This is a genomic window from Craurococcus roseus (genome assembly GCF_039523795.1).
Classification (GTDB): domain Bacteria; phylum Pseudomonadota; class Alphaproteobacteria; order Acetobacterales; family Acetobacteraceae; genus Craurococcus; species Craurococcus roseus.
Genome location: NZ_BAAAFZ010000008.1, coordinates 18,544 through 42,852, shown reverse-complemented (window position 1 = coordinate 42,852; position 24,309 = coordinate 18,544). Strand labels below are relative to the sequence as shown.

19 protein-coding genes are annotated in these 24,309 nt (G+C 74.3%); 6 read left to right on the top strand and 13 right to left on the bottom strand.

Features of this window, described 5'->3' with window-relative positions; translation table 11 throughout:
- Position 1 precedes the first annotated feature (1 nt).
- Positions 2-919: a polyprenyl synthetase family protein gene (locus tag ABD067_RS03125; protein WP_343893698.1), complete on the bottom strand. Its 918-nt coding sequence runs from the start codon at positions 917-919 to the stop codon at positions 2-4.
- A gap of 13 nt (positions 920-932) precedes the next feature.
- Entirely contained in the window at positions 933-1,166 is a 234-nt protein-coding gene (gene xseB, locus ABD067_RS03120) for an exodeoxyribonuclease VII small subunit (protein WP_343893697.1), read from the bottom strand.
- Between the two features lie 333 nt (positions 1,167-1,499).
- On the opposite strand from xseB, the gene ABD067_RS03115 reads away from it, so the two are divergent.
- Both ABD067_RS03115 and ABD067_RS03110 read left to right on the top strand, forming a co-directional pair.
- The gene (locus ABD067_RS03115; protein WP_343893696.1) at positions 1,500-2,465 is read left to right on the top strand and encodes a ring-cleaving dioxygenase; all 966 of its coding nucleotides are present in this window, start codon (positions 1,500-1,502) and stop codon (positions 2,463-2,465) included.
- A complete protein-coding gene (locus tag ABD067_RS03110) occupies positions 2,465-3,118 on the top strand; it encodes an alpha/beta hydrolase (RefSeq protein ID WP_343893695.1) in 654 nt (217 codons plus the stop codon). Before ABD067_RS03115 ends, ABD067_RS03110 begins: the two co-directional genes overlap by 1 nt.
- A gap of 3 nt (positions 3,119-3,121) precedes the next feature.
- Here ABD067_RS03110 and ABD067_RS03105 read toward each other — a convergent pair whose 3' ends face one another.
- Positions 3,122-4,441: an aspartate aminotransferase family protein gene (locus tag ABD067_RS03105; RefSeq protein WP_343893694.1), complete on the bottom strand. Its 1,320-nt coding sequence runs from the start codon at positions 4,439-4,441 to the stop codon at positions 3,122-3,124.
- A 102-nt stretch (positions 4,442-4,543) separates the two neighbouring features.
- Here ABD067_RS03105 and ABD067_RS03100 point away from each other — a divergent pair, with 102 nt between their 5' ends.
- Entirely contained in the window at positions 4,544-5,827 is a 1,284-nt protein-coding gene (locus tag ABD067_RS03100; RefSeq protein ID WP_343893693.1) for an alpha/beta fold hydrolase, read from the top strand.
- Here the strand turns inward: ABD067_RS03100 and ABD067_RS03095 are convergent.
- The 4 genes from ABD067_RS03095 to ABD067_RS03080 all read right to left on the bottom strand — a co-directional run bounded on the left by ABD067_RS03095 (position 5,824) and on the right by ABD067_RS03080 (position 9,696).
- On the bottom strand, positions 5,824-6,678 hold the full coding sequence (locus ABD067_RS03095) for a hypothetical protein (protein WP_343893692.1): 855 nt from the start codon (positions 6,676-6,678) through the stop codon (positions 5,824-5,826). The genes ABD067_RS03100 and ABD067_RS03095 overlap by 4 nt on opposite strands.
- Before the next feature lie 16 nt (positions 6,679-6,694).
- The gene (gene trpS / locus ABD067_RS03090) at positions 6,695-7,696 is read right to left on the bottom strand and encodes a tryptophan--tRNA ligase (RefSeq protein ID WP_343893691.1); all 1,002 of its coding nucleotides are present in this window, start codon (positions 7,694-7,696) and stop codon (positions 6,695-6,697) included.
- A 32-nt stretch (positions 7,697-7,728) separates the two neighbouring features.
- On the bottom strand, positions 7,729-9,294 hold the full coding sequence (gene murJ, locus ABD067_RS03085; protein ID WP_343893690.1) for a murein biosynthesis integral membrane protein MurJ: 1,566 nt from the start codon (positions 9,292-9,294) through the stop codon (positions 7,729-7,731).
- An 84-nt stretch (positions 9,295-9,378) separates the two neighbouring features.
- A complete protein-coding gene (locus ABD067_RS03080) occupies positions 9,379-9,696 on the bottom strand; it encodes a hypothetical protein (protein WP_343893689.1) in 318 nt (105 codons plus the stop codon).
- Between the two features lie 14 nt (positions 9,697-9,710).
- Here ABD067_RS03080 and ABD067_RS03075 point away from each other — a divergent pair, with 14 nt between their 5' ends.
- Complete coding sequence (locus ABD067_RS03075) at positions 9,711-10,598, top strand: DUF2459 domain-containing protein (RefSeq protein WP_343893688.1); 888 nt, start codon at positions 9,711-9,713, stop codon at positions 10,596-10,598.
- A 366-nt stretch (positions 10,599-10,964) separates the two neighbouring features.
- On the opposite strand, the gene ABD067_RS03070 is transcribed toward ABD067_RS03075, so the two are convergent.
- The 3 genes from ABD067_RS03070 to ABD067_RS03060 form a co-directional block, all read right to left on the bottom strand.
- Positions 10,965-11,939 carry a tripartite tricarboxylate transporter substrate binding protein gene (locus ABD067_RS03070; protein ID WP_343893687.1) on the bottom strand — a complete coding sequence of 325 codons (975 nt, stop codon included), beginning with the start codon at positions 11,937-11,939 and terminating at the stop codon, positions 10,965-10,967.
- Positions 11,940-12,036: 97 nt separating this feature from the next.
- Positions 12,037-15,201 (bottom strand): efflux RND transporter permease subunit, encoded by a 3,165-nt coding sequence (locus ABD067_RS03065; RefSeq protein ID WP_343893686.1) that lies wholly within the window; start codon positions 15,199-15,201, stop codon positions 12,037-12,039.
- A gap of 13 nt (positions 15,202-15,214) precedes the next feature.
- Positions 15,215-16,204 (bottom strand): efflux RND transporter periplasmic adaptor subunit, encoded by a 990-nt coding sequence (locus ABD067_RS03060; RefSeq protein WP_343893685.1) that lies wholly within the window; start codon positions 16,202-16,204, stop codon positions 15,215-15,217.
- A gap of 322 nt (positions 16,205-16,526) precedes the next feature.
- On the opposite strand from ABD067_RS03060, the gene ABD067_RS03055 reads away from it, so the two are divergent.
- Positions 16,527-17,225 (top strand): TetR/AcrR family transcriptional regulator, encoded by a 699-nt coding sequence (locus tag ABD067_RS03055; RefSeq protein WP_343893684.1) that lies wholly within the window; start codon positions 16,527-16,529, stop codon positions 17,223-17,225.
- A 1,747-nt stretch (positions 17,226-18,972) separates the two neighbouring features.
- Here the strand turns inward: ABD067_RS03055 and ABD067_RS03050 are convergent.
- Both ABD067_RS03050 and ABD067_RS03045 read right to left on the bottom strand, forming a co-directional pair.
- Entirely contained in the window at positions 18,973-19,296 is a 324-nt protein-coding gene (locus ABD067_RS03050) for a hypothetical protein (RefSeq protein ID WP_343893683.1), read from the bottom strand.
- Positions 19,242-20,612, bottom strand: coding sequence for an ABC transporter substrate-binding protein (locus ABD067_RS03045; RefSeq protein WP_343893682.1), 1,371 nt, complete (start codon positions 20,610-20,612; stop codon positions 19,242-19,244). The genes ABD067_RS03050 and ABD067_RS03045 overlap by 55 nt, the downstream gene beginning before the upstream one ends.
- Positions 20,613-20,752: 140 nt before the next feature.
- Here ABD067_RS03045 and ABD067_RS03040 point away from each other — a divergent pair, with 140 nt between their 5' ends.
- Entirely contained in the window at positions 20,753-22,012 is a 1,260-nt protein-coding gene (locus ABD067_RS03040; RefSeq protein WP_343893681.1) for a phenylacetate--CoA ligase family protein, read from the top strand.
- Between the two features lie 69 nt (positions 22,013-22,081).
- Here the strand turns inward: ABD067_RS03040 and ABD067_RS03035 are convergent, their stop codons facing one another.
- On the bottom strand, positions 22,082-24,151 hold the full coding sequence (locus ABD067_RS03035; RefSeq protein WP_343893680.1) for an AI-2E family transporter: 2,070 nt from the start codon (positions 24,149-24,151) through the stop codon (positions 22,082-22,084).
- Between the last annotated feature and the right edge of the window lie 158 nt (positions 24,152-24,309).

The following is a 24,309-nucleotide window of genomic DNA, read 5'->3' as shown; positions in this document are numbered from 1 at the left end:
GTCAGCTTCTCCGCTGGATCGTGAAATCGGCGAGCATCCGCAAGTGGTCAACCCGTTCTGTGAAACCGTCAAGATGCGCCTTGGCCTGGGCCACCAACCGCTCCGCCTGAAGCCGGGCGCGCTCCGGCCCGAGCAGGCCGACCAGCGTGGCCTTCCCGGCCGCGGCGTCCTTGCCCGTGCGCTTGCCGGCCTCGTCGGCGCTGGCCGTCGCGTCCAGCAGGTCGTCGGCGATCTGGAAGGCCGCGCCCAATTCGCGGCCGTACAGGCAGAGCGCGTGCCGGAGCTGGGGCGGCGCCTTGCCGAGGATGGCGCCCGACTCGGCGGCGAACTCGATCAGCTTGCCGGTCTTGAGCGTCTGCAAGCGGCCGACCTGCGACTCGCTCAACGGCTCGTCCGCGTATTCCGCCAGCATGTCCAGCATCTGCCCGCCGCACATGCCGCGCGGCCCGGCGGCGCGCGACAGCCCGCGCACCAACTCCGCGCGCACCGCCGGGTCGCGGTGCGTGTCCTCCTCGGCCAGCACCGTGAAGGCGTGGCATTGCAGCGCATCGCCGGCCAGGATCGCCGTCGCCTCGTCGAAGGCGCGGTGGACGGTCGGCTTGCCGCGGCGGAGGTCGTCGTCGTCCATCGCCGGCAGGTCGTCGTGGACGAGGCTGTAAGCGTGGACCATCTCGATCGCCGCCGCCACGCGCAACGCGGCGTTGCGGGACACGCCGAACTGCCGCGCCCCTTCCAGGGCCAGGAAGCCGCGCAACCGCTTCCCGCCGCCGATCGTGGCGTAGCGCATAGCCTCGTACAAGCGCCCTTCGGGCCCTTCAACGGCCGGCAACAGAGCGTCCAAAGCCTCGTCCATCTCGGCCGCGGCGGCGGCCATGGCGCGCGGCAGGGAGAGGGCCGCCGCCTCCACGATCGGGCTCATGCGTGGGGGTGCCTCACTCGACGTCGCGCAGGATGGGGCCGGCCGGCCCTTCCATGATCGCCTGGACCTTGGCCTCGGCCTCCGCGAGCTTCGCTTCGCAGTGGCGGCGGAGCGCGGCGCCCCGTTCGTAATCGGCGATGGCCTGCGCCAAGGTGCCTTTCCCGCCTTCGAGCGACTTCACGATCTCTTCGAGTTCCTGCAAAGCCTCCTCGAACGACTTCCGCGCGAGGTCATCTGCCTCTCCCATCCGGGTCCCCCTGGGCGAGCGGTCACCATACAGGGGATGGCGAAGGGGCGAAATCCCGGGCCTCGGCGCCGGCCACGCCCGCCGGCGCGCCTTATCAAGCGGGACCGGATCGTCCCGGCGCGGCGATGCCGAAAAGCAACGCCGGCATCCCTTCCGCCCAAGGAAGGATCGACGCGCGCGCCTCGGGAGGGACGGGGATGTGCGCCATCAACCGATAGGTGAAGTCCTGGTCGGTGGCGTCCCGCGCTTGCGGGCCGGCAGGCGAACTGTTCGAAATGCGTGCGCCGCGCGGCAGCGCTCGCCGCGCGGCGACGGGACGCGAGGAGGGGTGGCATGGGCGACGGCGGCACCATTGCGATCGGCGGCATCCACCACGTCACGGCCATCGCCGCCGACCCGCAACGCAACCTCGACTTCTACGCCGGCGCGCTGGGCCTCCGGCTGGTGAAGCGCACCGTCAACTTCGACGATCCCGGCACCTACCACCTCTACTACGGCGACGGCGCGGGCACGCCCGGCTCCATCCTCACCTTCTTCCCCCATGTCGGCGCGCGCCGAGGCCGCCACGGGGTCGGCCAAGCGGCCGAGACGCGATTCGCCGTGCCCAAGGCGAGCATCGGCCATTGGGTGGAGCGGTTGATGCGCCACCACATCACGGCCGATGGCCCGGCGCCGCGCTTCGGCGACGGCGCGCCCGTGCTCTCCTTCCGCGACCCGGACGGGCTGATGCTGGAACTCGTCGGCTTGGACGAACCGGGCGACGCCGCCGGCTGGGACGCCGCGCCGGTGCCGGCCGAGCACGCCATCCGCCGCGTCCTCGGCGTCTCGCTCTGGCTCGAAGCCTACGAGCGCTCGGCCGCGCTGCTCACCGGCCCGATGGGATTCCGCGCCTCGGCGCAGGAGGGCGAGCGCCACCGCTACGCCGGCGCGGGCGGGGCGGAGGTGGAACTGCGCTGCGCCCCCGGCTTCTGGCCCGGCGCCGCCGGCGCCGGCACGGTCCACCACGTCGCCTTCCGTGTGCCCGACCCCGCCGCGGAAGAGGCGGCCCGCGGCGTGCTGGGGCGCGAAGCGGGGCTGGACGTGACGCCCGTGCTCGACCGCCAATACTTCCGCAGCGTCTATTTCCGCGAGCCGGGCGGCGTGTTGTTCGAGATCGCCACCGACCCGCCCGGCTTCATGGTGGACGAGCCGCCGGAGCGGCTCGGCGAAGCCCTGAAGCTCCCCGCGTGGTTGGAAGGCCGGCGCGAGACGATCGAGCGGCGCCTGCCGGAACTGCACCCGCCATCGGGCCGCCGGTGATGGCGGCGGGCACCGAAACGCTGGCGTACGTCTTCCGCCCCGGGACCGCGCCCCGCGCGCCGGCGCTGCTCGCCCTGCACGGCACCGGCGGCGACGAGCTGGACATGCTGCCGCTGGCCTCCGCCGTGGCGCCGGGCACGCCGGTGCTCTCGCCGCGCGGGGCGGTGCGCGAGGGCGCGGCGAACCGCTGGTTCCGCCGCTTCGCGGAAGGCGTCTTCGACCTGGACGACCTTCGCCGCCGCGCCGCCGACCTCTCGGCCTGGATCGCGGCGGCGCGCCAGGAGCACCGCGACGCGCTGGCCGGCCGGCCGCTGGTGGCGATCGGCTACTCCAACGGGGCCAACATCGCAGCCGCCATGCTGCTGGCGGGGCACGGAGGCGCCGTGGACGCGGCGATCCTGCTGCGCGCGCAACACACGCTGGACGCCGCGGCCGGGCTCGACCTGCTCGGGCTCCCGGTGCTGCTCGCGTCGGGCGTTACCGACCCGGTGGTGCCCGCGCCCGAAGCCGCCCGGCTAGCCGCGACGCTCAAGGCCGCGGGCGCCGCGGTCACGCACGAGACGATCCCGGCCGGCCACGGCCTCGACACGCGCGACGTCGCCCTGGCCAAGCGCTTCCTCGAAGGCTTGGCGGCGGCGGCCGCGCCCGGCTGAGGCTCAGCTCTTCCCAGCCAGCAAGCGGCCGCGCGCGTCGAGCCAGTCGGCGAACGCGGCGGCGAAGCCATCGCGCTCGGCGGCGCCGACCTCCAGGCTGAGCGCCACCATGCCGCGCTTGGCGAGATAGAAGCCGCGCCCCAGCATGTCGAGGAACAGCAATTCGCGCAGGCGCGGGTCGTCGTCCGCGACGTCCGCCGGGCGGCGCACCGGGCCGCGGACGAAGTGCGGCGCCATCAGGCTGCCGAGGCCGGTCCACCGCACCGGGGCGCCGCGCTCCGCGGCGGCGGCGTCCAGCCGGGCGCGCAACGCCTCTCCCCGATTGAACAGCCGGTCCGCCGCCTCGGCGGTGAACACCTCCTCTAGCCCGGCGACGCCGGCGTGCATGGTCAGCACGTTGTTGTTGAACGTCCCGGCGTGCGGCAGGGCGTCCGGGCGGCGCGGATCGTACAGCTCCATCAACGCGCGCTTCCCGCCGAAGGCGCCGAAGCTCATCCCGCCGCCGATGTACTTGCCGAGCGTCGTCATGTCCGGCGCGATCCCGAGCCGCGCCTGCTGCCCACCCGCCGACATGCGGCTGGTCATCACCTCGTCGAAGACGAGGACGGCGCCCGCGCGGTCCGCGGCGTCGCGGAGCGCCTGCAGGAAAGTGGGCTCGGCCGGGATGCAGCCGCCGGAACCCAGCATCGGCTCCACCAGAACGCAGGCGAGGTCCTCCGCGTGCTCCTCGATGAGCGCGGCCGCGCCCGCCGCGTCGTTGTAGGGCGCCACCACCCAGTCGTGCGGCACGTTCACCGTGCTGCCGCCGCCGCCGAAGTACAGCACGCCGCCGTGGTAGGCGCCGTCGAACACCATCACCTTCCGCCGTCCGGTGGCGGCGACGGCGGTGGCGATGGCCATCAGGTTCGCTTCCGTGCCCGAGTTGGTGAAGCGCACCAGCTCGACGGACGGGAAGCGCGCGCAAACCAAGCGCGCGAGCCTGGCCTCCATCGCGCCGTGCCCGCCCATGTTCCAGCCGCGGTCGAGCGCCCGGTCCAGCGCCGCGCGGATCACCGGATGCGAATGGCCGTACAGTCCCGCCGTGTACTCGCCGAGCAGGTCCACGTACCCGTGCCCGTCCGCGTCCCACAAGCGGCATCCCTTGCCGCGCGCCATCAGGAGCGGGAAGGGGCCGTGGAACAGCACCGTGCGCGTGTTGCCGCCGGGCAGGCTCGCCGCCGCCTCCACGTGCGCGGCGAGGCTGGCCGGGTTGCGCGCGACGTAGGCCTCGCGCGCCTCGGCGAGGGCAGCGTCCAACGTGGCGTTCGGCAGCGTCTCGGACATGCGGCGGACTCCTGCGAAGACCGGCCGGGATTCGGCGCCGGAAGCTTGTCACGCACCGGCGGCGGGCGGAAGCTCGCCGGAACGGCCGGGGAGGCGAGGGCGATGGCGACTGCCGGTTGGGCGGGGATGCGTCGAGAAGGCGCCTTGGCGCGCTGGCGTGCCTTGTGCGAGGCGGACGCCGCGCTCGCCCGCCACCTTCCCGGCGCCGAGGGGCGCTTCGCCATCGAGCAGGAAGGGCTGCGCCTCGTGCTCCGCTTCGCGGAGGGACGCGCAACGGTCGAGGAGGGCGGCGAAGCCGGCACCGCTTTCGCCGCGCCCGCCGCCACCTGGGCCAGGTTCCTCGAACCCGTGCCGCCGCGCCACCACCACAACCTTTTCGCCATGCGGATGCGTGTGCCGGAGTTCGGCGCTACGGGCGACGAATTGGCCTGGGCGCAGCACTGCCACCTGCTCCGCCGCGCCCTCGACCTCGGCCGCTGGATCCTGCGTGGCGAAAGCGGTCCCGCACCTGCCTCCTTGCGGCCGAGCCTCGGCACGCCCGCACCGCCGTGCCCGCCCGCGTGCGGCCGCTACGTCACCGTGCGCGCCGGGGGCCGCGACGTGGTGCTCTACGGCGAGTCGTCCGCCAACGGCCGCAGCCCGATCCTCGGCCTCCACACCGCCGGCTCGGACGGCCGCCAGTTCCACCGCCTGATGTCCGAACCCCGCCTCGCGGCGGCTGGTTGGAGCGTCACGACCTTCGACATGCCCGGCCACGGCCGCTCGCCCCCGATCGCCGAGCCCGGCGCCTGGGCGCTCACCACCGACCTCTACGCCGAACTGGTTCTAGGCTTCCGCGACGCCTGGAGCTTCGCGGAGAAGCCGGTTCTCCTCGGCGCCTCCATGTCGGGCGAGATCGCGTTGGAGATCGCCTTTCGCGCCCCGGAGCGCTTCGCCGCCATCGTCGCCTGCGAGGCCGCGGACCACATAGCCGGCCGCCGCACGCCCTTCGCCCACCACCCGCGCGTCAACGCCGCGGTGTTCACGCCGGAATGGGTGGAAGGCCTCATGGCGCCGCACTCCCCGGCCGAATGCGCCGCGGAAGTCTGGTGGCACTACAGCCAAGGCGGCGCCGGCACCTTCCCCGGCGACATCGTGTTCTACTCCGGCGGCTGGGACGCGCGCGACCGCGTCCACCGCATAGACACCTCGCGCTGCCCGCTCTGGATGCTCACGGGCGAGTACGACTTCTCCTGCACCGCCGAGCACTCCGCCGAAACCGCCGCCCGCATCCCGGGCGCCCGCTTCGGGCGGATGGCCGGCATCGGGCACTTTCCCTTCGCCGAGAACCCCGCCCTGTTCCTCGATCACCTCCTGCTCGCGCCGCTGGACGCGGGACGCGCCTAGGAACGGCCGGCGCCGGACAGCTCGGCGTCGAGGGCCAAGCCCACGGCCGCCATCTCGGCGATCAGCTTGCCCGGAAACACCGCGAGCACCCGCAGGACGGCGTCGCGGTGCTCCGCCGGGAACGGGCCCGGGGGCGCGAGGCGCGGGAGCAGCGCCGCCGCGCTCCCCTCCGCCACGCCGAGCAGCGAGTCGCGCAACGCCGCGATCCGCCCCTCGGCGAAGCGCGGGGCGAGCGCCTCGCGCAGCGGCGGCAGGAGTTCGGGCCAGAGCGCCAGGTGGCGGTACAAGCTCGGCACCACCGGGTCCGACGGGTCGTGCAGCGCCGCGAGCGCCGACACCTCGGCCCGCGCCGCGTCCGGCAGGCCGTCCATGCGCGGCAAAGGCGGCACGGAGGCGGCGGCCACTGGCGGCGCGGCGGCCTCGCCCCCCGGTCGCGCCGGTCGCGCTCCCCCGGCCGGCGGCCCCGAGGCGATGAGGCGACGGACGGCGGACAAAACCTGCAGGTTCACCCGGTTGCCGCGGTTGTAGACCCGCACGACCCCGGCCACCCGCGCCTGCTCCTCCGCCGGCAGCGCCCGCAGCGCGGGCCCGATCGCCGAAAGACCCAGGTCGGGCGCCGCGCGCACCAGCGCCGCCATCCGTTCGGCGCCCTCCGCCACGGAGTCGGAGCCGATGATGCCGCGCGTCGCCTCCCAAGCCCAGGGCAGGACGCCCGGCAGCGTGGCGAAGTGGCGCCAGATGAGGTTGACGATGGGCACGCCGACCGCCTCGCGCAGCCCGGCGTAGATCGCCGCGGTTTCCGGCGGCGCCTCCGCCTCCGGCACCTCCGGCAGCACCGCCGCCGCGGTCATCGCCCCCGCTCCGCGGTCAGCGCGGCAGGAAGCCGACCAAGCGTTCGGCCTCCGTCATGATCGGATCCGCCACTGCCCGCGCGCGCTCCGCGCCCAAGCGCAACGCCGCGTCCACGGCGCCCGGGTCGCCCAACAGCCGCTTCATCTCCGCCTGGATGGGCGTGAGGTGCGCCACCAGCGCCTCGGCCAACACCTCCTTGAACTCGGAAAAGCCCTTGCCGCCGTGGTCGCGCAGCACAGCCTCCGGCGTCGCGCCGGCCACGGCCGCGAGGATGCCGACGAGGTTGCGCGCTTCCGCCCGGCCCTCCAGCCCCGCCGCGGATTCCGGCAGCGGCTCCGGGTCGGTGCGCGCGCGCCGGATCTTCAGCGCCACCGCGTCGGCGTCGTCCGTCAGGTTGATGCGCGACTGGTCGGAAGCGTCGGACTTCGACATCTTCTTGGTGCCGTCGCGCAAGGACATCACCCGCGCCGCCACGCCCTGGATCAGCGGCTCGATGGCCGGGAAGAACTCCGCGCCGAAGTCGTGGTTGAACTTCTGGGCGATGTCGTTGGCCAGCTCCAGGTGCTGCTTCTGGTCGTCGCCCACCGGCACAAGGGTCGCGTGGTAGGCCAGGATGTCGGCCGCCATCAGGTTCGGGTAGACGTAGAGGCCCGAGGACGCCGCCTCGCGGTCCTTGCCCGCCTTGTCCTTGAACTGCGTCATGCGGTTCAGCCAGCCGAGCCGGGCCACGCAGTTGAAGATCCAGGCCAAGCGCGCGTGCGCGTGGACGTGGCTCTGCACGAACAGGACGCAGCGTTCCGGGTCCAGGCCGCAGGCGATCAGCGCCGCCGCCATCTCCCGCGTCTGCGCCGCGAGCTGCTTCGGGTCGAACGGCTGGGTGATCGCGTGCAGGTCCACCACGCAGTAGATGGCGTCGTGCGTGTCCTGCAACGGCACCCAGTTGCGGATGGCGCCGAGGTAGTTGCCGAGGGTCGGCACGCCGGAGGGCTGGATGCCCGAGAAAACGCGCTGCTTCATGGCCGCCGAAATCCCCCGCTGCGCCCGCCCGGTCAAGCCGCCGCCGGCGCCGCGCCCGGCGGGCGCCGCCGCCGCAGGATGGCGCCGAACTCGCGCAGGTCGAAGCCCCGGAACAGGTGCGCGGCGCCGAAGTAGACCGCCGCGCCGCCACCCACCAACAGGGCCAGCGCCGCCAACCGCAGTGGCCCCGAGGCCACCGGGAACAGCAGGCGTTCCCCGGCCCACAGCGCCCCCCCCATCAGCAGCGCCGCCAAGAGGAGCCGCGGCGTCCGCCGCCGCAGCCGCCGGTCGGGTAGGAGCTGCCCCCGCTTCACCAGGGTCCCGCCGAGCATCACCGCGTTGAACCAAGCGGACAGCGTGGTCGCCAGCGCCACCCCGACATGGCCGTACCAGCTCGACAGCAGCAGGTTGAGGGCGACGTTCACCGCCACCGTCGCCACCCCGATCCGCACCGGCGTCGCGGTGTCGCCTCGGGCGAAGAAGCCGGGCGCGAAGACCTTCACCAGCACGAAGGCCGGCAGGCCCAGCGCGTAGGCGCTCAGCGCCGCCGCCGTCCCGACCGTTTCCGACGGGCCGAAGGCGCCCCGCTGGAACAGCGTCTCCACCAGCGGCAGCGCGGCCGCCGCCTGCCCCACCGCCGCCGGCAGGCAGAGCACCAGCGCGAATTCCACCGCTCGGTTCATGCTGCGGTGGGCCGAAAGCCGCTCTCCCGCCCGGAGCTGGCGCGACAGCAGCGGCAGCAGCGCCGTGCCGACCGCCGCGCCGATCACGCCGAGCGGCAATTGCGCGATCCGGTCCGCGTAATAGAGGTAGGACACCGCACCCGCCGGCAGGATGGAGGCGATCATCAAGCCGACCACAACGTTGAGCTGGGTGACGCCCGCCCCGAGCACGCCCGGCCCCATGCGGCGCAGCACCGCCCGCACCTCCGGGGTCAGGGTGGGCAGGCGCAGGATGCGCAACGCCATGCCCGCCCGCGCCGCCGCCCAGAGCACCAGCCCGAGCTGCACCACGCCGGACGCCGTCACGCCCCAGGCCAGCGCGTGCGCCGGCGTCGCCACGTAAGGCGTCAACCCGAGCAGGGCCGCCATGGAGATCAGGTTGAAGAAGATCGGCGCCGCCGCGGCGGCGGCGAAGCGGTCCAGCCCATTGAGCACCCCGGACACGAGCGCTGTCAGGCAGATGAACAGCAGGTACGGGAAGGTTATCCGAGTCAGCTCGACCGCGAGCGCGAGCTTGTCCGGCAGCGCCGCGAAGCCCGGCGCCATCAAGGCCATGATCTGCGGCATCAGCAGTATGCCGAGCACCACCAGCGAGGACAGCCACACCGCCATCAGCGCCAGCATCCGCTCCGCCAGGTCGCGCGCCGCCTGCGGGCCCTGAGTGGCGAGGGTGCCTGAGAAGGCCGGGATGAAGGCGGCGTTGAAGGCGCCTTCGCCAAACAGGCGCCGGAACAGGTTGGGCAGTTGCAGCGCCACGAAGAAGGCGTCGGCAACCGGCCCGGCGCCGAGCCGGGCCGCGATCAGGATGTCGCGCACGAAGCCCAGCACGCGGCTGGCCATGGTCCAGCCGCCGACCGTGAGGATGCCCTTCAACATCGGGGCGTCGTAAAGCACAACGCCGCCGCGCCGCAACGATTGGTTGGGGGAGCGCCCCCTAGAACCCGCGTCCTGGTTCGAGAATTAATCCTGCGGCAAGCTTGACGAGTCGCGGGCGCCGCGCCCGGTCGCCTGCGGAACCTCGTCCTTGGCAGCGTCCGGCCCCGCCACGTCGTCCGGGGAAGCGCCCTTGACCCCGATGTTCACCGGCCCCTTCGGCGCCGCCGCATCCGTGCGGTTGTTGTTGTCGCCCGGCTTCGGCTCGTACTGGTGCGGATCGATCCCGGGGGCGTTCGGGTCGTGCTGGTCCTGCCCGCGTTCGTGCGGGCCTACATTCGCAGGCCGCGCGGTCTTCTCGCCGCCCAGCCAGTTCTTCAATCCTTCGGTCGTGCCTTCGGCCACAGCCGTCCCCTTCTATGCGTCCAGGCGAGCAACGCCCGGGAAGCGCCGCCGGATCGCCGCCGACGGAGAAAGTTTGGACGCGGAACCCGGCCGACCCTTGCGTGATCGGAAGATCCACGCCATCCGGACTCGCAATGAAGGTTCCACCGGGAAGCGCCGCCGCGCCGCCGCGCGGGGCAGGGCGGGCTGGGAGGGCCGCGCCCGTCCGTCGCCGGTCGGTGCTGGCGGGCTGCGCGGCCGCGGGGGTCGCCGCCGCATCGTGCAGCGCCACGGGATCGCTGCCGCGGTCGGACGCCGGCGGGGCGCGCACGCGCGCGGTCCACCTCGTCGCGCGCGCTTGGCACACCGACGTGGACCTGCCCGCCGATCGCCTGCCGCCGGCCCTGCTCCCGCTGGCGCAAGACTTCCCGGGCGCGACGCACTTCCTGTTCGGGTTCGGCGAGCGCGCCTATTGGACCAAGCCGGAGCCGAGCAGCACGGACGCCCTCGCCGCCCTCATCCCCGGCCCGGGCGTGATCCTGGTGACGGCGCTGCGCGCGCCGCCACCGGCCGCCTTCCCTCCCAAGGACGTGGTGGTCCTGCCGGTGGCGGAGGAGGGTTTGGACCGCCTGGGCGCCTTCCTCAAGGCCGAGTTGCGGGAGGACGGCGAGTTCCGCCGCATGGCGGACGGCCCGTACCCGGGCAGCCGCTTCTACGCGACCTCCCGCCGCTACAGCGCCGCCTACACCTGCAACACCTGGGTCGCGGACGCCTTGCACGTGGCGGGAACCGGCGTCGCCCCCGCGGGGATCCTCTTCGCGGGCCAACTCATGCGCCGCGCGAGGGCCGCTGCCGACGCGGCCGGCCGTCAGCCCGCGCTGGCGCGGACGCCGCTCGCACCGGCGCATCGGGCGGTGCCATGATCCGCCCGCCGCAGCCAGAACCGCGCCGTTCGTCCGGCAAGCCGACACGCGCGGGTAAACGGAAAGGCGGCAAGGAAGCGAGGCGGGCCGCGCCGCTCGTCCTCGCCCAACCCTGTCTCACCTGGCCGGGACGACGTAGGTCGGGGGCGGCGGGCTGGGATCGCTGCTGCTGAGGCTGATGCAGCCCGCCAACGACAGCGCACTGATGACCACCAGGAAGCATTGGCGCATGTGATGTCCCTCCTACGCCCGCCGAGCGCGGGCCATGCCGGACAATGTTACGCACGCCGCGCGGCTTGGTTCCGGAACGTGCGGGTGGAGGGCGCGCCCGCCCTCCGCAACCGTAACCCCCGGATGGCCGCCCGCCTACCCCCGCCAGGGCCGCTGCTGCCAAAGCTCCTTGAGCTTGGCGTCCACCCCGGCCGCCATCTCCCGGTACGCCGCCCCGACCAGCGGTCGCAGCGGCATGGCGTTGCGTTCCGCGTCGCGTTGGAAGCCGCCGTCGGCCAGGGCGACCGCGAAGGCGCGCTCCAGCCGCCCGGAGATCTCCGCCGGCAATCCGGGCGGGCCGACGATGCCGCGGGACGCGCCGTGGACGATGTCGAGGCCGAGTTCGCGGAAGGTCGGCACGTCGGGCGCCTCGCGCTGCCGCTCGGCCGCGGCCTGGGCGAGGATGCGCAGCTTGCCCTCCCGCGCCATGCCGATGGCGTCGTTCACGTTGATGGCCGCCAGGTCCATGTGCCCGCCCGCGAGTTGCGGGATCAGCGGCGCCGCCCCGGCGAAGGGGATGTGGACCAGGGGCGGCACGCCGGCCAACGCCTCGAAGGTCAGCATGAAGATGTGGTCGTCGCTGCCGACGCCCGTGGTGCCGTAAGAAAGGCCGCCCGGCCGCGCCCTGGCCCGTTCCACGAGGTCCTGCACGGTGCGGATCGGGCTGTCGGCCCTCACGTAGAGCCAGTTCGCGTCCTCGACGATGTTGGCGAGGAAGGCGAAATCCATCGCCCGGTAGCGCGCCGCCCGTTCCAGCGGGATGGCGTTGTGCGCGGGGATGGTGGTCGCGCCGAGCGTGTAGCCGTCCGGCACGGCGTTGAAGGTCGCCTCCAGCCCGATCTGCCCGGCGGCGCCGGCGCGGTTGGACACGACGTGCCGCATCCCTGGGATCTGCGCCGCAACCAGCGGCATGACTAGGCGCGTCATGATGTCCACGCCGCCGCCGGGCGGGAAGGGGACGATGACCTCCACCGGCCGGTCGCCCGGCCAGGGGGCCTGCGCGCGCAGGAGGGCAGGGGCGGCGATCGCGGCGCCGGCCGCGCCGGCGCCCAAACGGCGGCGGGTGAGCATGGGGGTTCCTCCTCCCTGGACGTTCTTCGTTGCGCCCAGGGTGCGCTTCGCGGCCGCCGCGGCGCAAGCGCCATGGAGCCGGAGGCGGCGGCGCGCGTCAGGCCCGCGCGGACTCCGCCACGCGCGCCGGCTCCGCGCGCCGCCGGCCCAGGAAGCGCCGGGCGATCCACTCCCAGGCGTCGTCCACCAGCGCGTAAACCACCGGCACAACCACCAGGCTCAACAGGGTGGACGTGACCAGGCCGCCGATCACGACCAGCGCCATCGGCGCGCGGAACTCGGAGTCCGTGCCCACGCCGGCCGCGATGTGCGCCATGCCGGCGGTCATGGCGATGGTGGTCATCACGATCGGCCGCGCCCGCTTCCGCGCCGCCTCCATCAAGGCCGCGCCGCGCCCGAGCCCGGCCCGCCGCGCCTCGATCGCGTACTCCACCAGCAGGATGGAGTTCTTGGCCACGATGCCCATCAGCATCAGCACGCCGATCACCGCCGAGACGCCGAGCGCCTTCTGCGCCAGCAGCAGCGCCATCAACGCCCCGCCGAGCGAGAGCGGCAGCGCCGACATGATGGTCAGCGGCTGGCCGAAGCCGCCGAACAGAAGGACCAGCACGAGGTAGACCAGCCCGACGCCGGTGGCGAGCGCGACCGCGAAGCCGCCGAACAGCTCCGCCATCACCTCCTTGTCGCCGGTGGACCGCTCACGCACCCCGGCCGGCAGGTTCCGCATGACCGGCAGTTCCGCCGCCAGCCGCGTCGCCTCGCCGAGCGGCAGCCCGTTCAGCTCCGCTTCCACCGTCGCTTTGCGCACCCGGTCGAGGCGGTCGATCTGCGCCGGCCCGGCGCCGTGCCGCACCTCCGCCACCGCGTCGAGCGGCACCGCCAGGCCGGCCCGCCCCTCCACGCGCAGCGTCCGCAACCGGTCCAGGTCGTCGCGCGCCGACTCCTCCAACATGACGCGGATCGGGATCTGCCGGTCGGGCAGGTTGAAACGCGCCAAGTTCTGCTCGATGTCGCCCACGGTTGCGATGCGCGCGGTGGTCGCGATCGCCAGTGGCGACACACCCAATTCCGCCGCCCGCGCGTCCCGCGGCACGATCTGCAACTCGGGCCGGGCGAGGGAAGCGGTCGAGCGCGCCCCCGCGAGCTGCGGGACGGTGCGCATCTGCCGTTCCAGCTCCCGCGCCGCCCCGGCCAGGACAGCCGCGTCCTCGCCGACCAGCGTGATGGCGAGCTTGGCGCCGCTCTGCCCGTCCGCTCCGAAGCGCACCCGCGCGCCCGGCAGGCGCCGCTCCAGCTCCGGCCGCACCTCGGCCTCGAAGGCCTGCTGGCTCAGCCCCCGGTCCCGGCGCGGCACCAGGGTCGCGGTCAGGTTGGCCGTGCGCGGCTCGCCCTCCTTGGTGGTGTTGCCGAGCGCCGGCCCGCCCGTGCCGCCGGTGCTGCGGGTGCCGAGCGAGGCGAAGACGGAGACGACCTCCGGCCGCGCCTTGAGGATGCGCGTCGCCTCCTGCGCCACCGCCTCCGTCTCCGGCAGGGTCGCGCCGGGCGCCAGCTCGATGGCGAGCGCCGACCGCCCGCGGTCGGCGGCCGGCACGAAGTCCCGCGGGATCAGGGGCACCAGCGCGACGGAAAGGGCGAAGAAGGCGAGGGCGCCGCCGAGCGTCACCCAACGGTGCCGCAGGCACCAGCCGAGCAGGCCGAGGTAGCGCCGCCCGACCGGGCCGTCGCCCACCTCCTCGGCCGAAGCGCTTCGGCGCGGATTCGGCTTCAGGAAGTAGGCGCCGAGCAGCGGCGTCAGCAGCCGCGCCACCACCAGCGAGAAGAACACGGCGGCGGCGACGGTGAGGCCGAACTGGCGGAAGAATTGGCCCGAGATGCCCGGCATGAAGGCGACCGGGACGAACACCGCGAGGATGGTCGCCGTTGTCGCCACCACCGCCAGCCCGATCTCGGCCGAGGCGTCGAGCGCCGCCTCGAACGCGTTGCCGTCCGCCCGCGCCCGCAGGTGGCGGACGATGTTCTCGATCTCGACGATGGCGTCGTCCACCAGCACGCCCACCACCAGCGTCAGCCCGAGCAGGGTGACGTTGTTCAGCGAGAAGCCGAGCCACCGCATCACGAAGAAGGTCGGGATGAGCGACAGCGGCATGGCGAGCGAGGCGATGGCCGTCGCCCGCCAGTCGCGCAGGAACATCCACACCACCAGAACAGCAAGCCCGGCGCCGATCGCCAGCGCCTCGATCGCGCCGCGGTAGCCGGCCAGCACGAAGTCCACCGTCGTGGTGACGCGGCGGATCTCCACGCCCGGGTGCTCCGCCTCCAGCGCCTTGACGCGGGCGGCCACGCCCGCGGCCACGCGCACTTCCGAGGACTCCCGCGTTCGCAGCACCTCGAAGCCCACGACCGGCCGGCCGTCCAGCCGCGCGGCGGTGCGCACCTCGGCGGTCGCGTCCTCCACCTCGGCGATCTCGCGCAAGCGGGCCGTGCGCCCGCCGGGCAGCACGATGGGCCGCTCGCGCAGCTCCTGCACCGAAAGGGCGGAGCCGAGCGTCCGGATGGCCTGCTCGCCCGTGCCGAGCGTGCCGCGCCCGCCCGGCAGGTTCACGTTCACCGCGCGTAGCTGCTCGTTCACTTGGTTCGCGGTGATGCCGAGCGCCAGCAGCCGGTCCGGCCGCAGCGCCACCCGGATCTCGCGGTCCACGCCGCCCACCCGGTTCACCTGCCCCACGCCGGGGACGGACAGCAGCGCCTTGGCGATGGTGTCCTCCACGAACCAGGACAGCTTCTCGTCGGAAAGGCCCGGGGCGGAAACGGTGTAGGTGGCGATGGCGCCGCCCGTGACCTCGACGCGGGTGACGACGGGCTCGCGGATGCCGGCCGGCAGGTCGGAGCGGATCTGCGCCACCTTGTTGCGCACGTCGTTGGTGGCGCGGTCGATATCCTTGCCCAGCACGAATTCGATCGCCGTGGTGGACGCGCCGTCCACCACCGTGGAGGTGATGTGCTTCACCTCGCCGAGCCCGGCCACCGCGTCCTCGACACGGCGCGTCACCTGCGTTTCCAGCTCGGTCGGCGCCGCTCCGGGCTGGGCCACGGTGACGACCACCGCCGGCAGGTCGATGTCGGGCGTGTTGTTGATGCGCAGGCCGGGGAAGGCGAACAGCCCCGCCGCGGTCAGCAAAAGGAACAGGACCGCCGTGGCCACCGGGTTGCGGATGGCCCAGGCCGAGATGTTGCGGCGGTCCTGGGACGCGAGCGTCTTCATCGCGCGCCCCCGCTCACCGCGCCGCCGCGACGCCGCCCGGGGCGGCGCTGGCCAAGCGCACCCGGTCGCCGTCGCTGAGGAAGCCCGCGCCGGCCACCACCACCCGCTCGCCCGGCGCCAGCCCGCCCAGCACCTCGACCACGCCCTCGCGCCGGCGGCCGGCGGCGAGCGGGCGCAGCGCCACGCGGTCCTCGCCGGTCAGCACGAACACCGCCGGCCGGCCGTCGCGGAACACCAACGCCTCCTGCGGCACGGTCAACGTGGTGGCCGCCTCTGTCTGGATCTCGGCGCGGGCGAACATGCCTGGGCGGAGCCCGGAGTCGGGCGGCAGCGCCACGTGGACCGTGCCGAGGCGCGTCTCCGGCGCCACGGTGGGCGCCACGGCGCGCACCCGCGCTTCGACCTCCCGCTCGCCGTGGACCACGCGCACCCGCTGCCCCGGCTCCACGGCGGCGAGGTCGAGTTCGGGCACGCGGGCGTCGAGTTCCAGCCGGTCGTCGCGGATCAGGCGCGCCATCTCCTGGCCCATCGGCACGACGGTCCCGAGCAGGGCGGTGCGGCGGGAGACGGTGCCGTCCGTCGGCGCGACGATGCGCGTCTGCGCCAGGCGCGCCACGGCCTCGTCGCGCCGCGCGCGGGACGCGGCCAAGCGCGCCACCGCTTGCCGCTCGGCGGCCTCGCGCTGCTCCAGGGTCTGGCGCGCCGCGATCTGGCCGCGGGACAGCTCCACGGACCGCACGAGATCCTGCTGCGCGACGCGCAGCGCCGCCTCGGCCTCCCGGACGCCGGCCTCGGCCGCGTCGCGCTGGGCCGCGAGGACCGAGTCCTCCAACCGGGCGAGGAGCTGGCCTTGCCGCACCCGGTCGCCTGCCTCCACGGCCACCTCGACCACGCGCAGGCCGCCCGCTTCGGCGCCGACCACCAGCTCCTGCCAGGCCACGACAGAGCCATCGCCCACCACCGCGCGCGCCATCGGCCGCGCCACGGCGGGGGCGACGGCCACGGTCAGCGCCGGCGGCGGCTCTGCGGCGGGAAGCGACGGCGCCCGTCCGGAAACCGCGGGACCGCGCATGGACCACAACGCCGCGCCACCCAGCCCGAGCGCGCCCGCCGCGAGGGCGGCCAGCAGCAGCCCCCGGCGACCGCGCCGCCGCGGCCGGGCAGCCGACGGTGGGGAGGCGGTTTCCGGCGCTGGGTTGCGGGAAGGCAAGTTATGGTCCGGCATTGGACCTCCGAAACCCCCGGTCTCGCTCATGGACCGGACGGTCGATAGCGAGCATCATCTGGGCCTATTGACCTCTCGGTCAATAGGAAACGCCGAGGCCATGAGGAACGCGCAGGTGGAAACGACGCGGGACTCTGTAGGAAGCGCGGAGGCGGCCGGCGCCGGGCCGACGCGGCGCCGGCTCGCCCCCGCCGAGCGCACGCCGCAAATCCTGGCGGCGGCGTTGGAAGAGTTCGCCGAGCGCGGCTACGCCGGCGCCAGCATGGCGGCCGTCGCCGCCCGGGCCGGCGTGACCAAAGGCTTGATCTACCACTACTTCCCCGGCAAGGCCGACCTGTTCAAAGCGGTCGTCCGCTCCTGCGTCCAACCGGTGTTCAGCGAAGCGGAGCGCTTCATCGCCGTGTTCGAGGGGCCGAAGGCAGAACTGCTGCGCGGTCTGATCGAGTTCGCCTACGCTCGCGTCGCCGCGGAGCGGCGCGAACGGGTCTTGTTCAAGCTGATCATCGCCGAAGCCGACCGCTTCCCCGAGCTGGCCGCGTTCTACGACGCCGAGGTGCTGTCCCGCGCCTTGCCCCTGGTGCGCGGCGTGCTGCGCGCGGGCGTCGAGGCCGGCGAGTTCCGGCCGGAGGTGGGGGACGGCGCCGGCCTCGCGCCGGTGCTGATGGCACCGGCGACCATGGCCTCGATCTGGCAGATGATGCTGGGCGAAGGGCGCGCGCCGGACCTCGCGGCCATGCGCGAGGCGCACGTCGACCTGGTGCTGAGGGGCTTGTTGCGGCCGGGGGCGCCGCTGGGCTGACCCCCGCCGTCACCGCCGGACGAGGCACCGGCTCCGGCGCGCGAAATCCCGCAGCTCGGGCGGCAGCCGGCCCACGTCCTCCCCGGCGGCGAGCATGGCCCGCCCGGACGAAGACCACCGCGCCGGTCGCACGCGCGGATCGGCGAACGAGCCGCTGACGCGCACCGGGACGTCCAGCGCGAAAAAGCTCGTGGTGTCCCGTTGGCTGCCGATCGTGAGGTCGAAGCGGCGCCGGTTCAGGTCGAACCAGGCGTGGCCGGTGATCGTCCCGTCCGCCGCCCGCCATCGTCGCCACGGCCGAAACGCGGGCGCCGCGCGCGGCCTCGTTCAGCGTCGCCCCGCTCCCCGACGCCGCGACCCTCGCGTCCAACCGGCCTTGGAGCGGGATCGGCCCAAACCCCAACTCGCGCCGCAGCCGCTGGATGTCGGCGCGCGACAAGGCCGCCTCCACCGACACGCGCCCGCCGTCGCCATCGTCCTCGACCGCGCCCGACGCCCGGATTCCCGCGCCGAGATAGGTCAACGACAACTCGTCCACGGCGGCCCGGCCCGGCGTCAGCGCACCGGCGAAGGCGAAATCGGCGGCGTGGACTTGGCCGTAGACGAGTTCGCGCGCCGACAACCGCGCCTCCAGCAGCGTGTCCGGCGCGCGGTCGACGCGCAGCGGCACGTCGGCGTCCGTCCGGCTGCCGCGGCGCCCGGTCCCCAGCAACTCGTTGAGGTCGAGCCGGCCGAAGGCGAGTTCCACCGCGGCGTCGTCCGGCTCGCCCCGGGCGCCTTCGGCCAGGCGCAGCGTTCCGGCCGTGATCTCGCCCCGCTCCAGCGCGCCGGCGTCGCCGGTGAGGCGCCACGAATCGCGGGACCGTTCCAGGGTGCCGCCGAGCGCTAGCGACGCGTCGGCTTCACCCGAAACACCCGCGACCGCCATCAAGGCGCCCGGCGTCGGTGCCGCGAGGGACAGCTCGCCCCGCATGCCGGCCGCGTTGAGCGGGTCCGTCATCGTGCCCTTGAATTCGAGCGTCGTGTCGCCCGAAGCGAAGCGCAGGTCCGTGCCGTAGGGCTTCGCCGCGTCCCGTAGTTCGGCGATGGGCCGCAGGTCGCCGCCGAGGCGGACCGGCACGCCGTTGTAAGCACCCTCGGCGGCGAGGCGGACGGGCCGGTCCGCACCCTCGGTCCGCCACGCCGCCTCGTCGAGCAGCGTCCGCAACTCGGCCCCGCTGGAGGTGCGGAACACCACCTCGCCCCGCAGCAGCCGGGCGTCGAGGAGCATGGGGAACCAGGAACGGCCGGCGGGTGCCCGCGTCGGCTCGCGTTCCACACGCGGCCCGAACCGCCAGTTGGGGGTGCCGTCGGCCGTGCGTTCCAGCAGCACGGACAGACCATCGACCTCCAGCCGACGCACCACCACCGGGCAGCGCAGCAGCGACACGGCCTCGACTTCGGCCACCAGCCTCCCGACCTCGACCATGGTCGGGCGGCTGCCGCCGGCGGCGTTGTCCAGCCGAGCGCCGGTGAGGTCGACCGTCACCCACCGACCGGGCGACACGCGCAGCCCGTCGACCGCGACCGGCCGGCCCAGGGCGTCGCCGGTGCGCCCGGCCGCGAATGGCCCGAAATCGTACCGGCCCACTAACAGGAACGCCGCCGCCCCGACGGCGGCGAGCGTGCCGGCAAGCACGAGCAGGATCGTGCCGACCCGCCGCGGCAAGCCCGTCGCGCCCTTGCCGCGGCGCGGCGCCGCCGCCCGCTACTCCAGCCGGATCTCCCGCACCTGCACTTGGTTGTCGGCCCGGTGCGCCACCCGCACGCCGGCGCGGTGCGCCCAGGGTATCATCATGTGGTAGAGCGTGACGTGGCCGAGCCGGGCGTTGTGCAGCGCGTGCGCCTCCCGGATCAAGGCGCGGCGCCTCTCGGCGTCCGTTTCCGCCTCCACCGCGCGCACCAGTTCGTCGAAGCGCGGCTCGCTCCAGCCGCCGGTGTTCCAGGACGCGCCGCCCGCCATGCCGCGGGACGCCATCATGGCGCGCAGGGTGTAGAGCGCGTCGAAGGTCGGCACGCCCCAGGACAGCATGTAGAAGCCGTTTCCCGCCGCTGGACGCGGCCGATGAACTGGGTGTTCGGCTGCAGGTTCAGCGAGGCGCGGACGCCCACCTGCGTCAGCGTCGCCACCACCGCCTGGCACGCCTCGTCGTAGGTGCCGACCGGGCAATCCGGCGTCGCCGCGGAGCCGTTCGGGTGGCCCGCCTCGGCCAGCAGGGCGCTGGCGCGCTCGCGGTCGTAGGGGAGCCGCCCCTCGGCTTCGGGGCTGTGGCCGTTGACGAAGTGCGTCCACATGCTGCCGGCGGGGATAGCTTGCCCGCGCAGCGTCCGCCGGCGGATCGCCTCCACGTCGATGGCGTGCGCGACCGCCTGGCGCACGCGGAGGTCGCGGAACGGGTTGCCGTCTCTGCTGTCGCCGCCCGGCGGCTCGTCCGTGTCCTGCCGCATGCCGAGGAACACCGTGCGGTTCTCCTGCCCCTCCAGCACGCGGAGCTGCGGGTCGCGGCGGATGCGCTCCACGTCCTGCACGGGCACGACGTGGACCATGTCCACCTCGCCCGAGAGCAGCGCCGCCACCCGCGTCGCGTCCGAGGACAGGACGATGTGGTGGCACTCGGCCACGTTCCCCGCGGCCCCGCCCGGCCCGCCGTTGGCGCCCCACCAGGCCGGGTTCCGCACCATCACCGTGCGCTGGTCCGCCTCGCGCGAGCGGATGGTGAAGGGCCCGGTGCCGTTGGCGTTGCGGGCGGCGTGCGTCTCCTCCCGCTGGCCGAAATTCCGCGGCCGTTCGGCCCGGTTCGCCTCCGACCAGCCGCGGTCCATCATCAGAACGCGGGTCATCTTGTCCGGGATGGTGGCATCGGGCACGCGGGTGACGAGGTCCACCGTCAGCCGGTCCACCGCCTCCGCCCGGTCGAGCGTGTCCACGAAGATGCCGTAGTTGGAGGTCGGCGCCTTGGCGCGCATGAGGCTGAACACGGCGTCCTCGGCGTCGAACGCTTCGCCGCCGTGGAAGCGCACGCCGTCGCGCAGGAAGAAGCGCCAGCGCGTCGCCCCCACCTGCTCCCACCGTTCCGCCAAGCCGGGGTGGACGCGCATGTCGCCGCCGCGGTGGGTCAGCGGCTCGTACACCTGCGCGACGACGAGGAAGGTGAACAGCGCGTTGGTGGCGTGCGGATCGAGCGTCGCGGCGTCCGTGCTGGTCGCCATGCGGAACATGCGCCCGCCGCCCCCGTCGGGCCGCGGCGCCTGCGCCCATGCCGCCCGGCCCTGCGCCGCCGCCGCCACGGCGCAGAGCGCGGCGGCCAGGAGCCCGACCTTCCCGATGAGATGCCGCCTTTGCCGCATCCTCGTGGCCTCCGGGATCGTTGCTTCTGGCGGGCAGCCTGACGGGGCGGGGCCCACGCCGCAATCGCCGCCCGGCGGGTCGGCCTTGACCCGCCGCCGGCGCGCGGGGCAAGCCGCGGGGCAGGGCAGAGGACGCCGCGATGCCGGACCACCAGCAGCACTACGACGAGCGCGAAACTCGGCCGATGGCGGCGCGCGAGGCCGAGATCGCCGCACGCCTCCCCGCCGCCGTGGCCGCCGCCATGCGGGCGCCGGCGCAAGCCGCGCGCCTCGCCGGCGTGGACCCGTCCACGGTCACGGATCGCTCCGCCCTGGCGCGCCTGCCGCTGCTGCGGAAATCCGACCTGCCCGCTCTGCAAGCCGAGGCACCACCCTTCGGTGGCCTGCTCGCCGCGCCGGCCGGCGCCTTCCCGCGCCTCTTCGCCTCGCCCGGCCCGATCCACGAGCCGCAGCCCGCCGGCGTCGATCCCTGGCGCATGGCGCGGGCGCTGCACGCGGCCGGCTTCCGCGCCGGCGACGTCGTGCTCAACACCTTCGGCTACCACATGACGCCGGGCGGTTGGATCATGGACAGCGGCGCCCGCGCGCTCGGCTGCGCCGTTATCCCGGCCGGGCCGGGGAACACGGCGCAGCAGCTCGACGCGGTCGCGCACTACCGCCCCGCCGCCTATTGCGGCACGCCGGACTTCCTGAAGATCCTGCTCGACGCCGCGGACGCCGCCGGCCGCCCCGCGTCGAGCATCCGCAAGGCGATGGTCTCCGGCGCCGCCTTCCCGGCCTCCCTGCAAGCGGAGTTCGCGGCCCGCGGCGTGCAAGCCTTCCAGTGCTACGCCACCGCCGAACTCGGCTGCGTGGCCTACGAGACGTCGGCGCGCGGAGGCTTGGTGGCGAACGAGGGCATCGTGGTGGAGGTCGTCCGCCCCGGCACCGGGGACCCTGTGCCCGATGGCGAGATCGGCGAGGTGGTCGTCACGGTGCTCGACCCGGAACACCCGGTCCTACGCCTGGCGCTGGGCGACCTGTCCGCCGTGGTGCCGGGCGCCGCCGCCTCGCCCTGCGGCCGCACCAACCTCCGCATCGTCGGCTGGCGCGGCCGCGCCGACCAGACGGCCAAGGTGCGCGGCATGTTCGTCCGCCCCGAGCAGGTCGCGGCCATCGCCCGCCGCCATCCCGAACTGGGCCGCCTGCGCTTGGTCGTCACCCGACAAGGCGAGCAGGACGCGATGACGCTCCGCGCCGAAATGCCGGCGGGCGGCGCCGCGCCGCCCGGCCTGCAAGCCGCCCTCGCCGAGAGTCTGCACGACGCCACCCGCCTGCGCGGCGAAGTGGAACTGGTGCCGCCCGGCGCGCTGCCCGCCGACGGCAAGGTGATAGCGGATGAACGACCCGCGGCGGGCTAGGAAGCCTCGGACGAGCCGCCCGACGCGCCGGTGGCGCGTGGGGCCGGAAGCGCGGCGCCGCGCCCCGGGTCAAGCAACGGCGGGCGCGCCCCCGAGAACCGACGGGTCGGACCCGGCCGCCGCTTCGGCGGCGGCGGCGGCGGCGGCTGCGCGCGCTTCTGCCGGGGGAGCCGGTTCTTCCGCGGCGTCGGCGCAAGCCGTTTCCACCACCAACTCCACCGCTTCCGCGACGTTGCGCGCGAGCAGCACCGGTTCCGTGTGCCCTTCCGCTTCCAGCGCCGCGGCCAGGGCGCCATCCTCCTCCGGCGACCACGCGAGCGCCAGTGTGGCGATGCCCGGGTGCTGCCGGCGCGCGCGCCGCAGGAGGTAGCGGGCGGCGGCCGCGCTCGCGCCGCCCTCAACGAAGCACAGGCACAAGAGCAGCGGCGGCGCGCCCGCGAGCGGCGCTCCCCGGCCGCCGATCTGCACGCCGAAGCCGCGCCGCGCCAGCGCCTGACCCACCATGGTGGCGAGCAACGGGTCGAAGGCGCCGCGGCCGGACGAGCACAGGACCGCGCCCCGCGCCTGCCACCGGGCCGGCACGGGCCCCGGCGCCGGCGGCGCCGTTCCGCCTTCCTCCCCTTCGTCCGTGGGCGCGTCCTCCTTGCCGCCGTTCACCGCCGCCGCGGCCTTCGCCGCTTCCTTCGCGGCCTTGGCCGCCACCCCCTCGTCCGCTTCCTCGATGTCTTCGAGCAGCGTCACCACGCTCCGCTCCAGGCGTTCCCGCCGCTCCGGCGTCAGGGCCCCGCGCGCGGCGTCGGCCTGCGCCAGCGCCAGCGCCGGAAGCGCGACGGCGTCGAGGTACTGGGGCAGGCGTTGCTCGCGCAGGCACGCCTCCGCCTGCTCCGCCAGCGCGTCCTCGTCGCCGGCCAGGGCCCGCTGGTAGAAGGCCTCCTCCGGGTCGAGCGGCGGCTGGTCGCCCAGCATCACCTCCAGGAACTCGAGCTGCTCCACGTGGCGCCCCAGTACGACTAGGCAGACGGTGAGCGGCACCGCCAGCAACAGCCCGATCGACCCCCAGAGCCACGTCCAGAACGCCGCGGCGCCGATCACCGCGACCGGCGAAAGGCCGGTGGAGTGGCCGAAGATCCAGGGCTCCAACACGTGCCCCATCAACGGTTCGCTGACCGCGAACAACGCCAGCACCCAGAGCGCGGACGACCACCCGGGGCCCACCGCCAGCGCCAGCATCATCGGGAAGGCGGCGGCGATGTAGGCGCCGATGAAGGGCACGAACCGCATCAGGCCGGCGATGAAGCCCCAGAGCAACGGGTTGGGGATGCCGATCAGCCAAAGGCCCGCTGCGATGAACAGCCCGAAGCCCGAGTTCAACCCCACCTGCGCCAGGAAGTAGCGCGAAAGGCGGTAGGCGGCGTCGTCCATCGCCGCCAGGGTGCGGTGCAGGTCCCGCGCTCCCGCCAAGCGGATCATCCGGTCGCGCAAGTCCTCCCGGTACAGCAGGATGAAGATCACCAGGACCACGACGATGCCGACGGTCGCCAGCGGCTCCAGGAGCGGCTCCGCCACCCGCTGCAGCATTTCGAAGGCGGTCGGGTCCGGAGACCGGATCTCCACCGGCACGGGCCGCGACGGATCGCCCACGCCGCCCGGCGCCGTCCGGAGCGCGCCCGCCGGGGTGTCGGGCCTGGGCGCGTCGCCCGGCGGCCCGTCCGCAGGGCCGTTCGGCGGCGCCGCGGCCGTGCCGAGTTCGTGCAGCACGCCGGTCATCCGGTCCAGGACGCCCCCGGCGCCGTGCAGGCCTTGCAGCTTCTCCGCCACCGTCGCCTTGTAGGCCGGCAGGTTCGCCGCGAGGCTGGTGGCTTGCCGCCCCATCACGGCGCCGATGCCGAGGATGAGGCCGAAGCCCAGCGCCACCACCAGCAGCACGCCCGCGACGCGCGGCACGTAGAAGCGCCCGAGCGCCCGCACCAGCGGCGCCAGGACGAAGGAGAGCAGCACCGCCAGCGCGATCGGTATGAGCATGTCCCGCGCGAAGTAGAGCGTCGCCACCACGATCGCCCCGACCTGGAGCATCTCGAGCCTGGAACCCGGCATGGCGGCGGAGAGGCCCCTGCGTTTCGGGGCGGGGGGCAGGGGCATGGACCGGGTCCAGAAAGGTGTCGACGCCGGGCGGGTGACCGGCCGTGGAACGAACAACGTCGGCAGCGCGATTCCGTTGCGCCGGTGTCTCCAGGGAGAGCGCGGCGGCGGGTGGGCGGCGGTGCGGAGCGCCGGCCCGCCGGCCGAGCCGAGCGTCC